Here is a 14,305-nt window from a genome sequence, read left to right as displayed (position 1 = left end):
TTGGATCGTGCCATTCCAATCAGCAAGATTCTTCGAACTAAAGCGTTTCGAGAAAAACCTGAATCAGGTTTTGGGCGACAACGCGGTGCCATGATCAATCGTTGTGGGCATTTCGAGAAAAGTTGATGTCTCAAGTTCTTCTCGAAACGCTTTAGCCGTTACTTAGTGTCTCGGTCAGAAGTACAAGATTGCCTTCGCTATCGCGGAACATCGTAGATAACTCGTTGGGATTCCACGATGCCGCGACCCCGCGCCAGAAGATGATCCCCCATGCGTCTGTTGAAACGCCATTTGTGAAAACGCCGGCAGAACTAAAGACAATCGCGGAGACTACCACGAGAACAATGCCTGCTTTTCTTTGGTTGGTATTGATCATTGTCACCGGATGCCCCTTGCATTGCTTGTGCATGAATAGCTACGAACTACTGACACCTGTATGTCAGGAGTGTTTCATGCCGGGCATTCACCAGTGCCGCAAGCGCAAGAACACCCGCTGTCATCACATTCATCATCCGTGTCATCACGTTCAGCCTTTCACAAAGGAAGGCGTCACCTCAGGTCATCTGGCCCAGCCGGAACCCCGGCGATGACCGGGCAGCCCCGGTTCACATCTGATCCTATCGCCCACTCCGTGAAGTGTTCAGCGGCCCTGCCGAAACGGTCCTCCCAGAGCGATCGGAATGGGCACAGGCTGCGGATCGAGGTTTGAATAGTGGTTAACGCACCGTGCGCAGTTGTTCTCAATTTGATGGAACAGCCTGCAAGCAAGGGCCGATGGAGGTATTTCTGCAATGCAGCGAAATTGCCCTTGAACTATCTGGTAAAAAATGCCCCTTTCCGCGCAACTTTATGACTCGCAAGGAATCCGTGCTATGGCCCTCGATCGCCCCCTTCGCTCCGTTCTTTACATTCCCGGCTCGAAACCGCGGGCGTTGGACAAGGCGCGGGGCCTTCCTGTGGATGCGATCATCTTTGATCTCGAAGACGCGGTTTCGCTGGAGGAAAAGGAAAGCGCGCGTGCCACTCTGGCCGAAGCACTGGCGCAGGGTGGCTATGGCACGCGGCTCAAGATTGTTCGGATCAACGGGTTTGACACAGCTTGGGGTCGAGATGACGCGCAAGCGGCCAAGGACATGGGCGCAGACGCCATTCTGCTGCCGAAGGTATCCGCGCCTGCCGATCTGGATGCGCTGGCCGAAATCACGGGGGATATACCCTTGTGGGCTATGATGGAGACACCGCTGGGTATGATCAACGCGCCCGCCATCGCGGCGCATCCGAAGCTGCAGTGTATGGTCATGGGCACCAACGATCTGGCCAAGGAACTACAGACCCGCTTCCGACCTGACCGTTTGCCGCTGCAATCCGGTTTGGGCCTGTGCCTGCTGGCAGCCAAGGCACATGGCTGCGCCATTGTCGACGGCGTCTACAACGCGTTCAAGGACGACGCGGGCCTACAAGTCGAATGCGAACAGGGCCGCGACATGGGCTTTGACGGCAAGACCCTGATCCATCCGGCACAGGTCGAGATCACCAATGCGGCCTTCTCCCCGTCCGAGGCCGAGATCGACCTGGCCCGTCGCCAGATTGCAGCCTTTGAAGAGGTGGAGGCGTCAGGTCAGGGTGTGGCGGTTGTCGATGGACGTATCGTCGAGAATCTGCACATCGTGACCGCGCGCGAAATGTTGGCCAAGGCCGAGGCTATCGCGGAGATGGCAAAGGGATAAGCGATGTATTGGATTGTGTTGATTGCAGGTGTCGCCTTGTGGTGGGCGGCGCATCTGTTCAAGCGGGTGGCCCCGGCACGTCGGGCATCTATTGGGGATCCGGGCAAAGGCATCATTGCCTTGGTGCTTGTCGGGTCCATTGTGCTGATGGTCATCGGTTACCGGGGTGTGGATTTTGTCCATGTCTGGCTGCCCCCAGAATTCATGATCCACATCAACAACCTGCTCATGCTGATCGCAATCTACCTGCTTAGCCCGGCGCCCAAGCGCGGCAAACTGGTGTCTGGCATGCGTCATCCCATGTTGACCGGGTTCAGCCTGTGGGCCATCGCGCACTTGCTGGTGAATGGTGATGTCGCCTCGATACTGCTCTTTGGCGGCTTGCTGGTTTGGGCCATTGCAACCGCGCGTATCATCAATGCAGCCGAACCCGGCTGGCAACGTGGGCCAGAGGGTACGCTTGCAAAGGACGCCATGTTCCTTGTCGGGTCCGTCGTCTTGCTGGGCGTAATCGGTTGGGTCCACAACTGGCTGGGTGTCTGGCCGTTCCCGGGGTAAATCCATGAAATTGTACCGCTTTCTGTCCGAAGAGGACACGTCCGCCTTTTGCCACAAGGTGACTGCCGCCCTGAATGCGGGATGGGACCTGCACGGCTCACCGACCCAGACTTGGGACCACGCCGCGGGGATCATGCGTTGCGGACAAGCGGTCGTGAAAGAGGTGCCGGGGGACTACACCCCGGATATCAAGCTAGGAGAGCAGTGATGGCCAAGACCAATACGGGCCGGTTTTTCGAAGATTACAGTGTTGGCGATGTGCTGACGCACGCGGTTCCGAGGACGGTCGGGGCGGGCGAGCGGGCGCTCTACCATGCGCTTTATCCGGCGCGGCACGCCCTGTACTCTTCAGACACGTTTGCGCAGGCGTGTGGGCTTGCCGCGTCACCGCTGGATGACATGATCGCTTTTCACACGGTCTTTGGGAAAACCGTCCCGGACGTGTCGCTGAATGCCGTCGCAAATCTGGGCTATGCTGAAGGACGGTGGCTGAAGCCGGTGTGGCCGGGTGATACGCTCACGTCGCAATCCGAGGTGATCGGGGTCAAGCAGAACTCGAACGGTAAGTCCGGTGTGGTCTACGTGCGGACGACCGGGCGGAACCAGCGGGACGAGGCGGTTCTGGAATATGTGCGCTGGGTGATGGTGCGGAAGGGCGACCTGGATGCGCTCACGCCTGAGACGGTTGTGCCCGACTTGAACAAGGTTGTCCCCGCGGGGACACTTGCGGTGCCCGATGGTTTGACCTTCGAAAACTACAATTTCGATCTGGCCGGAGAGCCGCACCGCTGGGGCGACTATGCGGTTGGCGAACAGATCGACCATGTGGACGGCGTAACGATCGAGGAAGCCGAACACATGATGGCGACGCGACTTTGGCAGAACACGGCCAAGGTGCATTTTGACACATCTGCGCGGCCCGACGGGACGCGTTTGATCTATGGCGGGCACGTGATTTCGATGGCGCGCGCGCTGTCGTTCAACGGGTTGGCCAACGCGCAGATGGTCGTGGGCCTGAACGCGGGCGCGCACGCCAATCCTTGCCTGGCGGGTGATACGGTCCGGGCATGGTCCGAAGTGCTGGACAAGGCCGAAACCTCTGCCCCCGGTGTGGGGGCGATCCGGTTGCGGTTGGTCGCGACCAAGGGCGGCGCGCCGTTCCAGTTGCGGGGGGAGGACGGCAAGTATCTGCCCGAGGTCTTGCTTGATCTCGATTACTGGGCCTTGATGCCCATGTAATGATGTCGGGGTGACGCGCGTCTGACGACGACGCCCCACCCGCCATCCCGCAGGACGCGAAGGAGACATCCCATGATGCGATACGTGTTGCCGTTTCTACTGCTGCCGTGTGCGGCGCTTGCAGATGAAGAGCGCGAGGCCTTTGTCGAGGCCAATCTTCTGGGGGTGTTCTACCACGAGTTGGGGCACGCGTTGATCGATATCCTGGCCCTGCCGGTTTTTGGTCAGGAAGAGGATGCGGCGGATGTCGCCTCCATCCTGTTGATCGACGGCTTCTATGAGGAAGAGGCAGCACAGGCGCTGGCCTACGATGCAGCGTTCGGTTTCCTGGGTGAGGCCGCTACGGCCGCCGACATCGCCTATTGGGACACGCATGGGCCGGATGAGCAACGCTTTTATAACACGGTGTGCCTGTTCTACGGCGCCAACCCCGAAGCGCGCGAGGATTTTGCGATTGACCTGGGATTGCCCTCGGGCCGCGCTGAAAGCTGCCCTGAAGAGTTCGCACTGGCGCTTGACAGTTGGGGGCCAGCCTTTGACGAGATTGCGGGGCAGGGCGATACCATCCTGTTCGATCATGGTGGCCACACCCTGCTGATCTCTGAAGTTATGGCGGCTGAGGTTGCTGCGCTCAACGAGGACTTCGACTTGCCTGTCACCCTGACCGTCCGGATTGAAGAGTGCGGCGAAGCCAATGCTTTCTACGATACAGGCACGACTGAAATCATAATGTGTACCGAGTTCGAAGATCACCTGCGGACGCTATACGATATGCTAGAGTGACATTGCGTTTGTGAAGTGCACTGGTCGTTGGGACGCGCTAGGCTTCCTGAATGTGGCGCTTGATTTCATTCCTTCTGATCTTGGCGTCGCCAACGCGGGCATGCGAGTTGGCGCTGCTTCTGGCCGTGGACGTGTCAGGATCGGTCGATGCTGATGAATACCGTATCCAGATGGATGGCGTGGCCTATGCCTTGCGGAATGGGATCGTCGCCGACGCTCTGGTGGAGCAGCGCGCGCAGGTAACCCTTGTGCAATGGACAGGCGCCTCGCGTCAGCGCCAGACCGTACCGTGGACATCCATCGGCACCCATCAGGATGTACTGGCCCTTGCCAACCAGATCGAAGGTGATGCACGGGTCTGGCGGAACTATTCGACGGCTATTGGCGAGGCACTGGCCGTGTCCCGCGCGACCTTTGCGCCCGTAGATCATTGCTCGCGCAAGGTGATCGATGTGTCGGGCGACGGTATTTCGAATGAAGGGGTTGAACCATCAACGCAGCGGATGACTTTGACACGAGACAACATCACAGTCAACGCAATTGCCATTGAAACGGATGACACGGACCTGACAGCCTATTTCTTTGAAAACCTGATCAGCGGGCCGGGGGCTTTTGTCGTGACGGCCAAGGGATTCGAGGACTATCCCGAGCAGATCAAACGCAAGCTGCAACGCGAGACCACGAAACAGGTGACTTATTCTGCAAAGTGACCAAACTTGTGATCACACGTATTTCAACCGTGATCACGTTTGCGCAGAATCCTGCAAATGCGCCAAAAAACCGCGCCATTTATGAAAGCGTCGCGCGTGACATGTCCGTAAAAAGAGGTATCAAGAAGCAACCGACCACAAAGGATGCACAATGGCAGACGTCAACCGGGGCAATCGCCCGCTTTCGCCGCACCTGCAAATCTACCGCCCACAGTGGACATCGATGTCGTCCATTATGGTGCGCATCACCGGGATAGGCTGCCTGATCGCCTCTGTGCTTGTGGTTGCTTGGCTCTTGGCCGCTGCATCATCCGAGGCTGCATTTGCCGTGGTTGATGGTCTGCTGCGCAGCGTGCTCGGCAATCTGATCCTGATCGCAGCAGTGTGGGGCATCTTTTATCACATGCTGGGTCGGCTGCGTCACGTGTTGTGGGACTTCGGCCATTTTATCCAGGTCCCCGTGTCCGAAGACATGGCCAAGGGCATGTTCATTCTGGCCACGTTGCTGACAATTTTTGTTGTGATCGCAGTTTAGGGGAGGGTTCGATATGCGCTTTTTGACAGACCGCAAACGCGCCATGGGCCTTGGGTCCGGACGTGAAGGTACACACCATCATTGGCAGATGATGGTCAGTTCGATCCTGCTTCTTCCGCTTGTGCCGATCCTTGTCATCCTGTTCGCGTCGGCCCTTGGTGGCAACCACGCCGAAGTGGTGGCGTTCTTCAGCCGTCCGATCCCGGCCATTCTGATGGGGCTATGCCTGATCGTGATCGTGCTGCACCTGATGCGTGAAGCGCATGCGGCGATCGAGGATTACGTTCATGGAACAGCTGGTAAGTTGACGTTAATCGCTACCACCGCATTTGCCTACACTATGATCGCGGCAGGCCTGTTTGCGATCGCGCGCATCGCGCTTTGAAATAACCAAGCGCGCTTCGCCAGCGTCGCTGTGAAACGAGGAGGCCGAAATGGCTGCATATGATTACGAGACGCATGAATATGACGTCGTGGTCGTTGGTGCCGGTGGCGCTGGACTGCGCGCGACATTGGGCATGGCCGAGCAAGGCTTGCGCACCGCTTGCGTGACCAAGGTGTTCCCCACACGCTCACACACTGTTGCGGCACAGGGCGGCATCGCGGCGTCCTTGTCCAACATGGGCCCCGACAACTGGCAGTGGCACATGTATGACACAGTCAAGGGCTCGGACTGGCTGGGTGACACGGACGCGATGGAATACCTCGCCCGCGAAGCGCCCAAGGCTGTCTATGAACTCGAACATTACGGCGTGCCGTTCTCGCGCACGGAAGAGGGCAAGATTTACCAGCGTCCCTTCGGCGGCCACACCACCGAGTTTGGCGAAGGCCCCCCTGTGCAGCGTACATGCGCCGCTGCCGACCGGACCGGTCACGCGATCCTGCACACGCTCTACGGCCAGTCGTTGAAGAACAACGCGGAATTCTACATCGAATATTTCGCCATCGACCTGATCATGTCCGAAGACGGCGTGTGCCAGGGCGTCCTGTGCTGGAAGCTCGACGACGGCACCATGCACCTGTTTGCCGCCAAGATGGTTGTGCTGGCAACTGGCGGTTATGGCCGTGCTTATTTCTCTGCCACTTCGGCCCACACCTGCACCGGCGATGGCGGTGGCATGACGGCCCGCGCCGGTCTTCCGCTGCAGGATATGGAGTTCGTACAATTCCACCCCACCGGCATCTACGGCTCGGGCTGCCTGATCACCGAAGGCGCACGGGGCGAGGGCGGATACCTCACCAACTCGGAAGGCGAGCGGTTCATGGAACGCTACGCACCGACCTACAAGGACCTCGCATCGCGTGACGTGGTATCACGCTGCATGACCATGGAAATCCGCGAAGGGCGCGGCGTGGGCGCGGACGGTGATCACATTCACCTGCACCTCAACCACTTGCCGCCGGAAACACTGGCCGAACGCCTGCCGGGTATCTCGGAAAGCGCGCGCATCTTTGCAGGCGTCGACCTGACCAAGGAACCGATCCCGGTCCTGCCGACGGTGCACTACAACATGGGTGGCATCCCCACGAATTACTGGGGTGAGGTGCTGGCACCAACCAAGGACAATCCCGACAACGTCTCACCCGGTCTGATGGCCGTGGGCGAAGCGGGCTGTGCTTCGGTCCATGGTGCGAACCGTCTGGGCTCCAACTCCTTGATCGACCTTGTGGTGTTTGGCCGTGCGGCGGCGATCCGGGCCAAAGACGTGGTCGACGCCGATGCAGCCGTGCCCACGCCCAGCAAACGCGCGATTGAGGCTGCGTTCAGCCGCTTCGACGGTCTGAGGTATGCCAAGGGCCACGTGCCCACGGCCGAGCTACGCCTCGAAATGCAGCGCACCATGCAGGCCGATGCGGCGGTGTTCCGCACAGATAAAACGCTGGCGGAAGGCGAAGAGAAGATGAAGGGCGTGGCAGGCAAGCTCGAGGACCTGAAAGTCACCGATACGTCGCTGGTCTGGAACTCCGACCTGATGGAAACGCTTGAGCTGACCAACCTCATGCCGAACGCTGTGGCCACCATCACGGCGGCAGCGGCGCGCAAGGAAAGCCGGGGCGCCCACGCGCACGAGGATTACCCCGACCGCGATGACGAGAACTGGCGCAAGCACTCTTTGATCTGGTTTGAAGGCAATCAGGCGAGCCTTGGGTTCCGTGGTGTGCACCTGCAACCGCTGACCAGCCACAACGATGGCGGCATTGACCTCAAGAAAATCGCGCCCAAGGCAAGAGTGTATTGATGTAAGTGCTGATGCTGTGCGTAAAGGTGCCTACGCCTTATGGCACAGTATCACATGCCTGTCTGGGATAAAGTAATGTCATTGCGAAGCCATTCCTGTTTCAACGAACTCGCGGACAACGTCCGCGCGCTCGCAAACGGTTCCGCGCTGGTTGAAATCGTCAACTCAGGCAATTGGGGCGACGGGTTGATCCATGCCGGCCAAGCTGAGTTTCTGGCGGATATCGGTGTTCAGGTTGAGAGGATTCCCGTTCGCCGCCTGCAGAAGAAAGAGTCCTGGAAAACTGGGCTAAGGCGGCTGATAAAAGGGCGTAATGCTATCATTACCGGGTGTGGAGCTTTTCGGGACGTATACAATCGCCCGAGTGAATTTGCTCTGGCGGCCAAGCAGTTCAAGCATGTGTTGGTAATGCCGTCGTCCTTGCCGTTCATGCCAAATCTGGACGCTCGCCGGACAACGTTTTGGAGGCGGGACTCGGCTGAAAGCATGAAGGGTGCGCCGGACGCGAGGTTTTGTCATGATATGGCGTTTTACCTCCAACCTAGCCCGCGCAAAGCAACACAGGATTTGGGTATGTTTTTCCGCGACGACGCGGAACGCAGCGGGGTAACTCTCCCACCTGGAAATGTGGATCTGAGCACCCAGGGGACGCACGAAACCGACATCGGTCCGTTTCTTGATCATATCGGAGCCTGCAGAGTTATACATACAAACAGGCTGCACATTGGTATTGCTGGTGCATTGTTGGGGCGCGAAGTGCACCTGTACCCAGGATCGAACGACAAGATAAAGTCGATGTTCGAAGCATCTCTTCAGCCGTTCTACGATAACGTTCATTTTCACAGCGAACCACCGAGTTCCCTGTATGAGAAAGTCGAAACGCATGAGCCGTCTTGACGAAAAAACTACAGGTTCGTCGCGAAATGATCAAACGTACGTGATCGGCAGTGGATGGTGGTGCTCGCAAGAACCGGATTCACGTGTGAATCCGAAGCGTGGAAAATTGGGCACAAACAAGCAGCGCGAAGTCGAGTTCTTCCAGATTTGGTTGAACAACATAAAAAATTACACTTCGCCATCGTCGATTGCTGTCGTGGACTCTGCTTCACCCATCAAGCCGGATTCTGAGTTGCGTGCACAGACAACATGGATCGAACTGCCTTTCAACGCGCGCCATGCAACTGACCATATCGGTCAATGGAGTGGATGGCTGCGTTCGGTTTTGATGTCCGGTCAATACGCTTTAGCCACCGAGGCCGACTACTTTGTATATGTGGAACAGGATTGCCTGCTTAAAGGTGAACGCATAATTGACCGTTGTCTTGAAGACATGAGAACTGGATTGATGTTCGGTGACGGAGAGGGAACGCCGCAGCCCTTGCAGCAGTCCTTTTTCCTGATCGGCCGCGCGCGCTTGGGCAGCTTTCTAAAAAACCTTAGCGACATCAAGGCCCGCGACAGCGAGATTTCGCCGGAATGGAAGTTTGTCTTTGCGTCGTGGCGCCCCTTTGTCCTTTGCGCTAATATGGGTTTGTTGACGCGCAGAAAGACGCGCGCCCGGGTAGTGCGGATAGCAAGACGTTTCTTTTTTGATGATTTGCCTATGGGCGTTGGCCGCTCTCGCCCGGTGCCATTCGATGCAACGTACTACTATTTCCAGCATGGTTCAGAAGAGGAGATCACGCAGCATCTGGAGGCTTTGTACGGATGAATGCGTTGTGTTTGATAGGGTTTGGGGCAAATGCTGGGCGTCACTCGCAATGCGGTCTGCTCCCTGAGCATTCTGTTTCGGCGGACAAGATGCGCCAGTTGGCTTCGAACTTAGCTCAACACCCGGACCGAAGGGTGGGTAATGATTGACCAAGCCGTACGCGGTCTCCACGCGTCATTTACTCCGAGACGCATCTTGCGTGTCTATGGCATGCGCCGCTCGGGCAACCACGCGCTGATCGACTGGATCATGCGGAACACGGCCGGCGGCGGCCTGTTTCTGAACAACTGCAAGCCGGGGCGCGACCCCGTGGCCACGTCGCGCGGGATCACCGCCTATAGCGGAGGCGAGGAACTGGATCTGGCGGACTGGAGTTCTAAGATCGCAGCAGTCGGTGACGCACCCGTAACGCTTGTGTCCTACGAGGACAGGATGCCTCCGGTCGATCGCAAACCGCTTTATGCTGCGCCCGAGACCTGCGTGATCATCTACCGCAGTTTCTTGCATTGGGCCGCGTCGCTTTTGCGCAAGATCCAAGGCAATCCCGGCTACGGACCGGTGGAGCGGATGCGAGTGATGATGAATGCCGTCGCCACCTACGGCACGATGCTTGAACGGGTTCAGGACGAAGATACCGTGCCGCTGCTCTACGACCGCTGGAACGCAGAGGACAGCTACCGCACCGAGATCGCGGCGCGCCTCGACCTGCCCGGCCGCGATCTGGGCAAGGGGCAGATGCAACGATACGGCGGTGGCTCGTCCTTTCAGGGCAAATCTGCGGTACCTGAAACTCTCGACACCGACAAACGCGCCAGCCAGATGGCGGACGATCTGGAATACCAGTTGATCCTGTGGACCACAGCGCGCGACCCCCATTTCGTCGCGCGACTGGCCGAGGTGTTTCCCGAAGATGCGCTGCGTCTGTCCGATCTACTGCGCACAGCAAAAGCCGAGGTGACCTTACCATGATCCGCGCCACAGCCATTGTTGCCCTTCTGACACTTACCGCCTGCGAGGAAACCACCCAAGCCGTGGATGACGTAGCCCGCCGTAGTGCCAAGGCGGCTGTCGCGGAAACCTTGGTCACCCGGTTTCCTGCAGTGCCGAAACAGGCTGTCACGCCCTTTACCGATTGCATAATTGACAACGCCTCGGCCCGCGAGATCGGTGAATTTGCCAAGGACGCCGTGATCGGCGTTTCAGAAACAACCGTCGCGCTGGTACGTTCCGTGCTCGAGCGGCCAGAGACACAAAGCTGCGTGGTTCAAGCGTGGTGCCACTGCCCTGGAGCAACTGATATGAAACTAACCCTACCATGGCGTCGGACAAAAAAAAGGGATGTTGAGCCAGCCCCCTTCCAAAGCGCGCAATACTGGTCCGAACGCTATGAAAGTGGGCGGACATCGGGCTCTGGTTCTTACGGTCGATTGGCAGATTACAAGGCCGGTGTGATAAACGATCTGGTCAAGGATCAAGTCATTGGGTCTGTATGTGAGCTTGGGTCGGGTGACGGAAATCAGACGTCGCTGTTCGAGATCGAGAATTATACCGGGGTTGATGTTTCTCCGCTCGTTGTTGAGCGTGCAAACGAGAGGTTCTCGGACCGGTCAGGTTGGCATTTCTCCCAGGCCGACGCTTTTTTGATCCAGCCACGGTCGTTCGACATGACCATGTCTCTGGATGTGATTTACCACCTCGTCGAGGACGATGTGTTTGACCGCTACATGCGCGATCTGACGACACTCGCGGATCGTTTTGTCTTGATCTACGCATCAGATCACGACGAACAGCCCGCATCAGTGCATGTTCGCCACAGGGCATATGGCGCTTGGATGGCCAAACACGCGCCCGAGTTCACGCTCGTAAAAACATACGAACAACCGTATCCCATGACTGAAGACGCGGATGTAGATCAAACATCGTTTGCGTTTTTTCGGTTGTTCCAACGCCACGTGGAAGCCGAATGAGCCACATAACATCAATCAAAGTGTTGCGATACCTGCCGTACCTAGGGTGCGCGTGCACAGTTCAATACCAGAGGAGATAAGCTAATGGTCCAACTGACGCTTCCCAAGAACTCTCGCATGACGACAGGCAAAACTTGGCCCAAACCCGAAGGGGCCACGAACGTGCGTAAGTTCAGCATCTACCGCTGGAACCCCGATGACGGGAAGAACCCGCAGGTCGACACCTATTTCGTCGACATGGACACCTGTGGCCCGATGATCCTGGACGCGCTGATCAAGATCAAGAACGAGATTGACCCTACCCTGACCTTCCGCCGCTCCTGCCGCGAGGGGATTTGCGGGTCCTGTGCGATGAACATCGACGGCATCAACACGCTCGCCTGCATCTACGGCATGGACGAGGTGAAGGGCGACGTCAAAATCTACCCGCTGCCGCACATGCCCGTGGTCAAGGACCTGATCCCCGACCTCACGCATTTCTATGCGCAGCATGCGTCGATCATGCCCTGGCTGGAAACCAAGACCAACCGCCCGGCGAAAGAGTGGAAGCAGTCGATCGAAGACCGCAAGAAACTCGATGGCCTCTATGAATGTGTGATGTGCGCGTCCTGCTCCGCTGCGTGCCCCAGCTATTGGTGGAATGGCGACCGCTACCTTGGGCCAGCAGCGCTCCTGCACGCTTACCGCTGGATCATCGACAGCCGGGACGAGGCAACGGGCGAACGGCTCGACGATCTTGAGGATCCGTTCAAGCTTTACCGCTGCCACACGATCATGAACTGCGCCAAGACGTGCCCAAAGAGCCTGAACCCTGCAGAGGCGATTGCCAACATCAAGCAGATGATGGTCGAACGTACCGTCTGATGCAGGCATGAGCGACGTCTGGGCGGCCCTTCTGCTGGCAACACTTGCGGGCGGGTCGATCCCGCTGGGCGCTTGGATTGCGACATTCAATGCCGCCTGGCCCAACTGGCTCAAGACCGAAGCACGCCACGGCGTGATCGCGTTCGGGGCTGGTGCGCTCTTGGCTGCCGTCGCTCTGGTACTGGTGCCCGAAGGCACGGAACGGCTTGGGGCTGGCGCTGCCCTTGGCTGGTTCTTTGCAGGTGGTGTCGCTTTCGCCGTGATTGACCGGGCACTTTCGCGGGCAGGGGGCAAATTCGCGCAGTTTCTCGCCATGATGATGGATTACCTGCCCGAGGCGATGGCGCTTGGCACCCTTATCTCAGGCGATCTTGGCACTGCGCTCCTTGTGGCGGGCCTTATTGCCCTGCAAAACCTGCCCGAAGGCTTCAATGCCATGCGCGAATTGTCAGAGGATGGCCCCGCACCGCTGTGGCTCTTTGTATTGATGGTCCCACTCGGTCCGCTGGCGGCTTGGGTTGGGGTGTCCCTGCCACCCACGCAAGAGGGTGTGATCGGCGCGGTCATGATGCTGGCCTCGGGTGGCATACTTTTCCTGATGTTCCAGGACATCGCACCGCAGGTGCCATTGAAGAATGCGCATCTGCCGACACTTGGCGCTGTGTGCGGCTTCGGCCTTGGATTGGCCGGCGACCTGCTGATCTAGCCCTTTGAGCCAACGTATCTTGCCTCCGGATACGCCCGGCTGCCGCTGAAAGCCGATTTGTGATACTCTGCGCGTGATCAAACGGGGGTGGACATGTCGGATATCACCATTCTCATCGGCACGACCAAGGGTGCGTTTCTTTTGCGCAGTGCCACGCGCGACACCTGGAAACTGACGGGGCCGCATTGTGACGGTTGGGCCATCAACCATGTGATTGGCGATCCCAAGACAGGCAATATCTGGGCCGGCGGCGGTAATGCTTTCAGCGGTGCCGGGATATGGCGGTCTGACGATGGCGGCGCGACATGGCAGCTGTCCAAACTCTCGAAAGGAGAGATGGACACCTGGGCTGAGGACAATCCGGAGGAGGCTGCCTTCTTTGGTTGGACGGCGCACGACACCAGTTTTGACGGGGATGTCACCGCGATCTGGTCACTGTCACTGGCCAACGGGCGGCTTATGGCAGGTGGCAATCCGGGCCGCCTTTATGAAAGCACTGATGGCGGCCAGAACTGGACCCGCAACGATGCGCTCAGCGATCATGACACGCGTGACAGCTGGAACCCCGGTGGCGCGGGGCTGGTCTTGCACACGATTGTCCGCGACCTCAAGGAAGACGCCAAGATGTGGGTGGGGATCTCTGCGGCAGGCGTTTTTGCGACCGAGGATGGTGGCATCACATGGGACCGGCGCAACCGGCTCTCCAATGCGGAAATCTGCGGCCACCATGCGGACCCGACCGCGCCCCGCGATGGCGAAACAGGGCATTGCGTTCATAATTTCGTCCGCGCCAGCACCGATGTGCTCTATCAGCAAAACCACCATGGGGTCTGGCGGTCGTCCGATGACGGCCGCAGTTGGGAGGATATCACCGAAGGGCTGCCCTCGACCTTCGGGTTTCCCATCGCCGTACATCCTCACAAGCCACAGATGATCTGGACCCTGCCGCTCAACGGTGACAATGACGGGCGCTATCCGCCGGATGCCAGCGCCGCTGTCTGGCGGTCAGAAAATGGCGGCGACACTTGGACAGACCAGCGAAACGGATTGCCGCAAGACACCTGCTTTTTCACCGTGTTACGGCAGGCCATGGCGACCGATCAGCAGCCGCAAGCGGGGGTGTACTTTGGAACAAACTCCGGCTCGATTTTTGCATCAAGGGACGAAGGCGAGACATGGGATGAAGTCGCCCGGCATCTGCCCACAATCCTCTCGGTTGAGGTGATGGACCGTATCTGACACTTGCATCCAACGTGCTGGCAGTT

The 14,305-nt window shown here is 58.4% G+C and carries 17 protein-coding genes; 16 read left to right on the top strand and 1 reads right to left on the bottom strand.

Annotated elements, in window-relative coordinates:
• Positions 1-151: 151 nt before the first annotated feature.
• Positions 152-376, bottom strand: coding sequence for a hypothetical protein (locus Q1A75_RS03390; RefSeq protein ID WP_299638903.1), 225 nt, complete (start codon positions 374-376; stop codon positions 152-154).
• Positions 377-872: 496 nt separating this feature from the next.
• On the opposite strand from Q1A75_RS03390, the gene Q1A75_RS03385 reads away from it, so the two are divergent.
• The 16 genes from Q1A75_RS03385 (at position 873) to Q1A75_RS03310 (ending at position 14,279) form a co-directional block, all read left to right on the top strand.
• On the top strand, positions 873-1,727 hold the full coding sequence (locus Q1A75_RS03385; RefSeq protein WP_299546556.1) for a CoA ester lyase: 855 nt from the start codon (positions 873-875) through the stop codon (positions 1,725-1,727).
• 3 nt (positions 1,728-1,730) lie between these two features.
• Complete coding sequence (locus Q1A75_RS03380) at positions 1,731-2,285, top strand: NnrU family protein (protein WP_299546554.1); 555 nt, start codon at positions 1,731-1,733, stop codon at positions 2,283-2,285.
• A gap of 4 nt (positions 2,286-2,289) precedes the next feature.
• On the top strand, positions 2,290-2,493 hold the full coding sequence (locus Q1A75_RS03375) for a DUF1737 domain-containing protein (protein WP_299546552.1): 204 nt from the start codon (positions 2,290-2,292) through the stop codon (positions 2,491-2,493).
• Positions 2,493-3,524, top strand: coding sequence for a MaoC family dehydratase (locus Q1A75_RS03370; protein ID WP_299546550.1), 1,032 nt, complete (start codon positions 2,493-2,495; stop codon positions 3,522-3,524). Before Q1A75_RS03375 ends, Q1A75_RS03370 begins: the two co-directional genes overlap by 1 nt.
• A 72-nt stretch (positions 3,525-3,596) precedes the next feature.
• The gene (locus Q1A75_RS03365) at positions 3,597-4,307 is read left to right on the top strand and encodes a DUF4344 domain-containing metallopeptidase (protein WP_299546548.1); all 711 of its coding nucleotides are present in this window, start codon (positions 3,597-3,599) and stop codon (positions 4,305-4,307) included.
• A 50-nt stretch (positions 4,308-4,357) separates the two neighbouring features.
• Positions 4,358-5,017 (top strand): DUF1194 domain-containing protein, encoded by a 660-nt coding sequence (locus Q1A75_RS03360; protein WP_299546546.1) that lies wholly within the window; start codon positions 4,358-4,360, stop codon positions 5,015-5,017.
• Positions 5,018-5,168: 151 nt separating this feature from the next.
• A complete protein-coding gene (gene sdhC / locus Q1A75_RS03355; RefSeq protein WP_299546544.1) occupies positions 5,169-5,552 on the top strand; it encodes a succinate dehydrogenase, cytochrome b556 subunit in 384 nt (127 codons plus the stop codon).
• Between the two features lie 13 nt (positions 5,553-5,565).
• Entirely contained in the window at positions 5,566-5,937 is a 372-nt protein-coding gene (gene sdhD / locus Q1A75_RS03350; RefSeq protein WP_299546542.1) for a succinate dehydrogenase, hydrophobic membrane anchor protein, read from the top strand.
• Between the two features lie 49 nt (positions 5,938-5,986).
• Complete coding sequence (gene sdhA, locus Q1A75_RS03345) at positions 5,987-7,792, top strand: succinate dehydrogenase flavoprotein subunit (protein WP_299546540.1); 1,806 nt, start codon at positions 5,987-5,989, stop codon at positions 7,790-7,792.
• Between the two features lie 39 nt (positions 7,793-7,831).
• A complete protein-coding gene (locus Q1A75_RS03340) occupies positions 7,832-8,689 on the top strand; it encodes a hypothetical protein (protein WP_299546538.1) in 858 nt (285 codons plus the stop codon).
• The gene (locus tag Q1A75_RS03335; RefSeq protein WP_299546536.1) at positions 8,676-9,503 is read left to right on the top strand and encodes a hypothetical protein; all 828 of its coding nucleotides are present in this window, start codon (positions 8,676-8,678) and stop codon (positions 9,501-9,503) included. Before Q1A75_RS03340 ends, Q1A75_RS03335 begins: the two co-directional genes overlap by 14 nt.
• A gap of 141 nt (positions 9,504-9,644) precedes the next feature.
• Positions 9,645-10,472 (top strand): hypothetical protein, encoded by an 828-nt coding sequence (locus Q1A75_RS03330; protein WP_299546534.1) that lies wholly within the window; start codon positions 9,645-9,647, stop codon positions 10,470-10,472.
• Complete coding sequence (locus tag Q1A75_RS03325) at positions 10,469-11,470, top strand: class I SAM-dependent methyltransferase (RefSeq protein ID WP_299546532.1); 1,002 nt, start codon at positions 10,469-10,471, stop codon at positions 11,468-11,470. Before Q1A75_RS03330 ends, Q1A75_RS03325 begins: the two co-directional genes overlap by 4 nt.
• An 84-nt stretch (positions 11,471-11,554) precedes the next feature.
• Entirely contained in the window at positions 11,555-12,334 is a 780-nt protein-coding gene (locus tag Q1A75_RS03320) for a succinate dehydrogenase iron-sulfur subunit (protein WP_299546531.1), read from the top strand.
• Positions 12,335-12,341: 7 nt separating this feature from the next.
• Positions 12,342-13,040, top strand: a complete 699-nt coding sequence (locus Q1A75_RS03315) for a hypothetical protein (protein WP_299546529.1) — start codon at positions 12,342-12,344, stop codon at positions 13,038-13,040.
• Between the two features lie 93 nt (positions 13,041-13,133).
• Complete coding sequence (locus Q1A75_RS03310; protein WP_299546527.1) at positions 13,134-14,279, top strand: sialidase family protein; 1,146 nt, start codon at positions 13,134-13,136, stop codon at positions 14,277-14,279.
• Positions 14,280-14,305 lie beyond the last annotated feature (26 nt).

This window comes from uncultured Tateyamaria sp. (genome assembly GCF_947504105.1).
Lineage (GTDB): Bacteria > Pseudomonadota > Alphaproteobacteria > Rhodobacterales > Rhodobacteraceae > Tateyamaria.
Note: the sequence above shows the minus strand (reverse complement) of the source record. Positions and strands in the feature narration are given on the sequence as shown.

Excerpts from the sequence above, each read along its gene's own strand:
- Q1A75_RS03360 (WP_299546546.1), top strand. The coding sequence starts at position 4,358 with ATGTGGCGCTTGATTTCATTCCTTCTGATCTTGGCGTCGCCAACGCGG.
- Q1A75_RS03385 (WP_299546556.1), top strand. The coding sequence starts at position 873 with ATGGCCCTCGATCGCCCCCTTCGCTCCGTTCTTTACATTCCCGGCTCG.
- Q1A75_RS03380 (WP_299546554.1), top strand. The coding sequence starts at position 1,731 with ATGTATTGGATTGTGTTGATTGCAGGTGTCGCCTTGTGGTGGGCGGCG.
- Q1A75_RS03315 (WP_299546529.1), top strand. The coding sequence starts at position 12,342 with ATGAGCGACGTCTGGGCGGCCCTTCTGCTGGCAACACTTGCGGGCGGG.
- Q1A75_RS03320 (WP_299546531.1), top strand. The coding sequence starts at position 11,555 with ATGGTCCAACTGACGCTTCCCAAGAACTCTCGCATGACGACAGGCAAA.
- Q1A75_RS03325 (WP_299546532.1), top strand. The coding sequence starts at position 10,469 with ATGATCCGCGCCACAGCCATTGTTGCCCTTCTGACACTTACCGCCTGC.
- Q1A75_RS03390 (WP_299638903.1), bottom strand. The coding sequence starts at position 376 with ATGATCAATACCAACCAAAGAAAAGCAGGCATTGTTCTCGTGGTAGTC.
- sdhC (WP_299546544.1), top strand. The coding sequence starts at position 5,169 with ATGGCAGACGTCAACCGGGGCAATCGCCCGCTTTCGCCGCACCTGCAA.
- Q1A75_RS03335 (WP_299546536.1), top strand. The coding sequence starts at position 8,676 with ATGAGCCGTCTTGACGAAAAAACTACAGGTTCGTCGCGAAATGATCAA.
- Q1A75_RS03310 (WP_299546527.1), top strand. The coding sequence starts at position 13,134 with ATGTCGGATATCACCATTCTCATCGGCACGACCAAGGGTGCGTTTCTT.
- sdhA (WP_299546540.1), top strand. The coding sequence starts at position 5,987 with ATGGCTGCATATGATTACGAGACGCATGAATATGACGTCGTGGTCGTT.
- Q1A75_RS03375 (WP_299546552.1), top strand. The coding sequence starts at position 2,290 with ATGAAATTGTACCGCTTTCTGTCCGAAGAGGACACGTCCGCCTTTTGC.
- Q1A75_RS03365 (WP_299546548.1), top strand. The coding sequence starts at position 3,597 with ATGATGCGATACGTGTTGCCGTTTCTACTGCTGCCGTGTGCGGCGCTT.
- sdhD (WP_299546542.1), top strand. The coding sequence starts at position 5,566 with ATGCGCTTTTTGACAGACCGCAAACGCGCCATGGGCCTTGGGTCCGGA.
- Q1A75_RS03330 (WP_299546534.1), top strand. The coding sequence starts at position 9,645 with ATGATTGACCAAGCCGTACGCGGTCTCCACGCGTCATTTACTCCGAGA.
- Q1A75_RS03370 (WP_299546550.1), top strand. The coding sequence starts at position 2,493 with ATGGCCAAGACCAATACGGGCCGGTTTTTCGAAGATTACAGTGTTGGC.
- Q1A75_RS03340 (WP_299546538.1), top strand. The coding sequence starts at position 7,832 with ATGGCACAGTATCACATGCCTGTCTGGGATAAAGTAATGTCATTGCGA.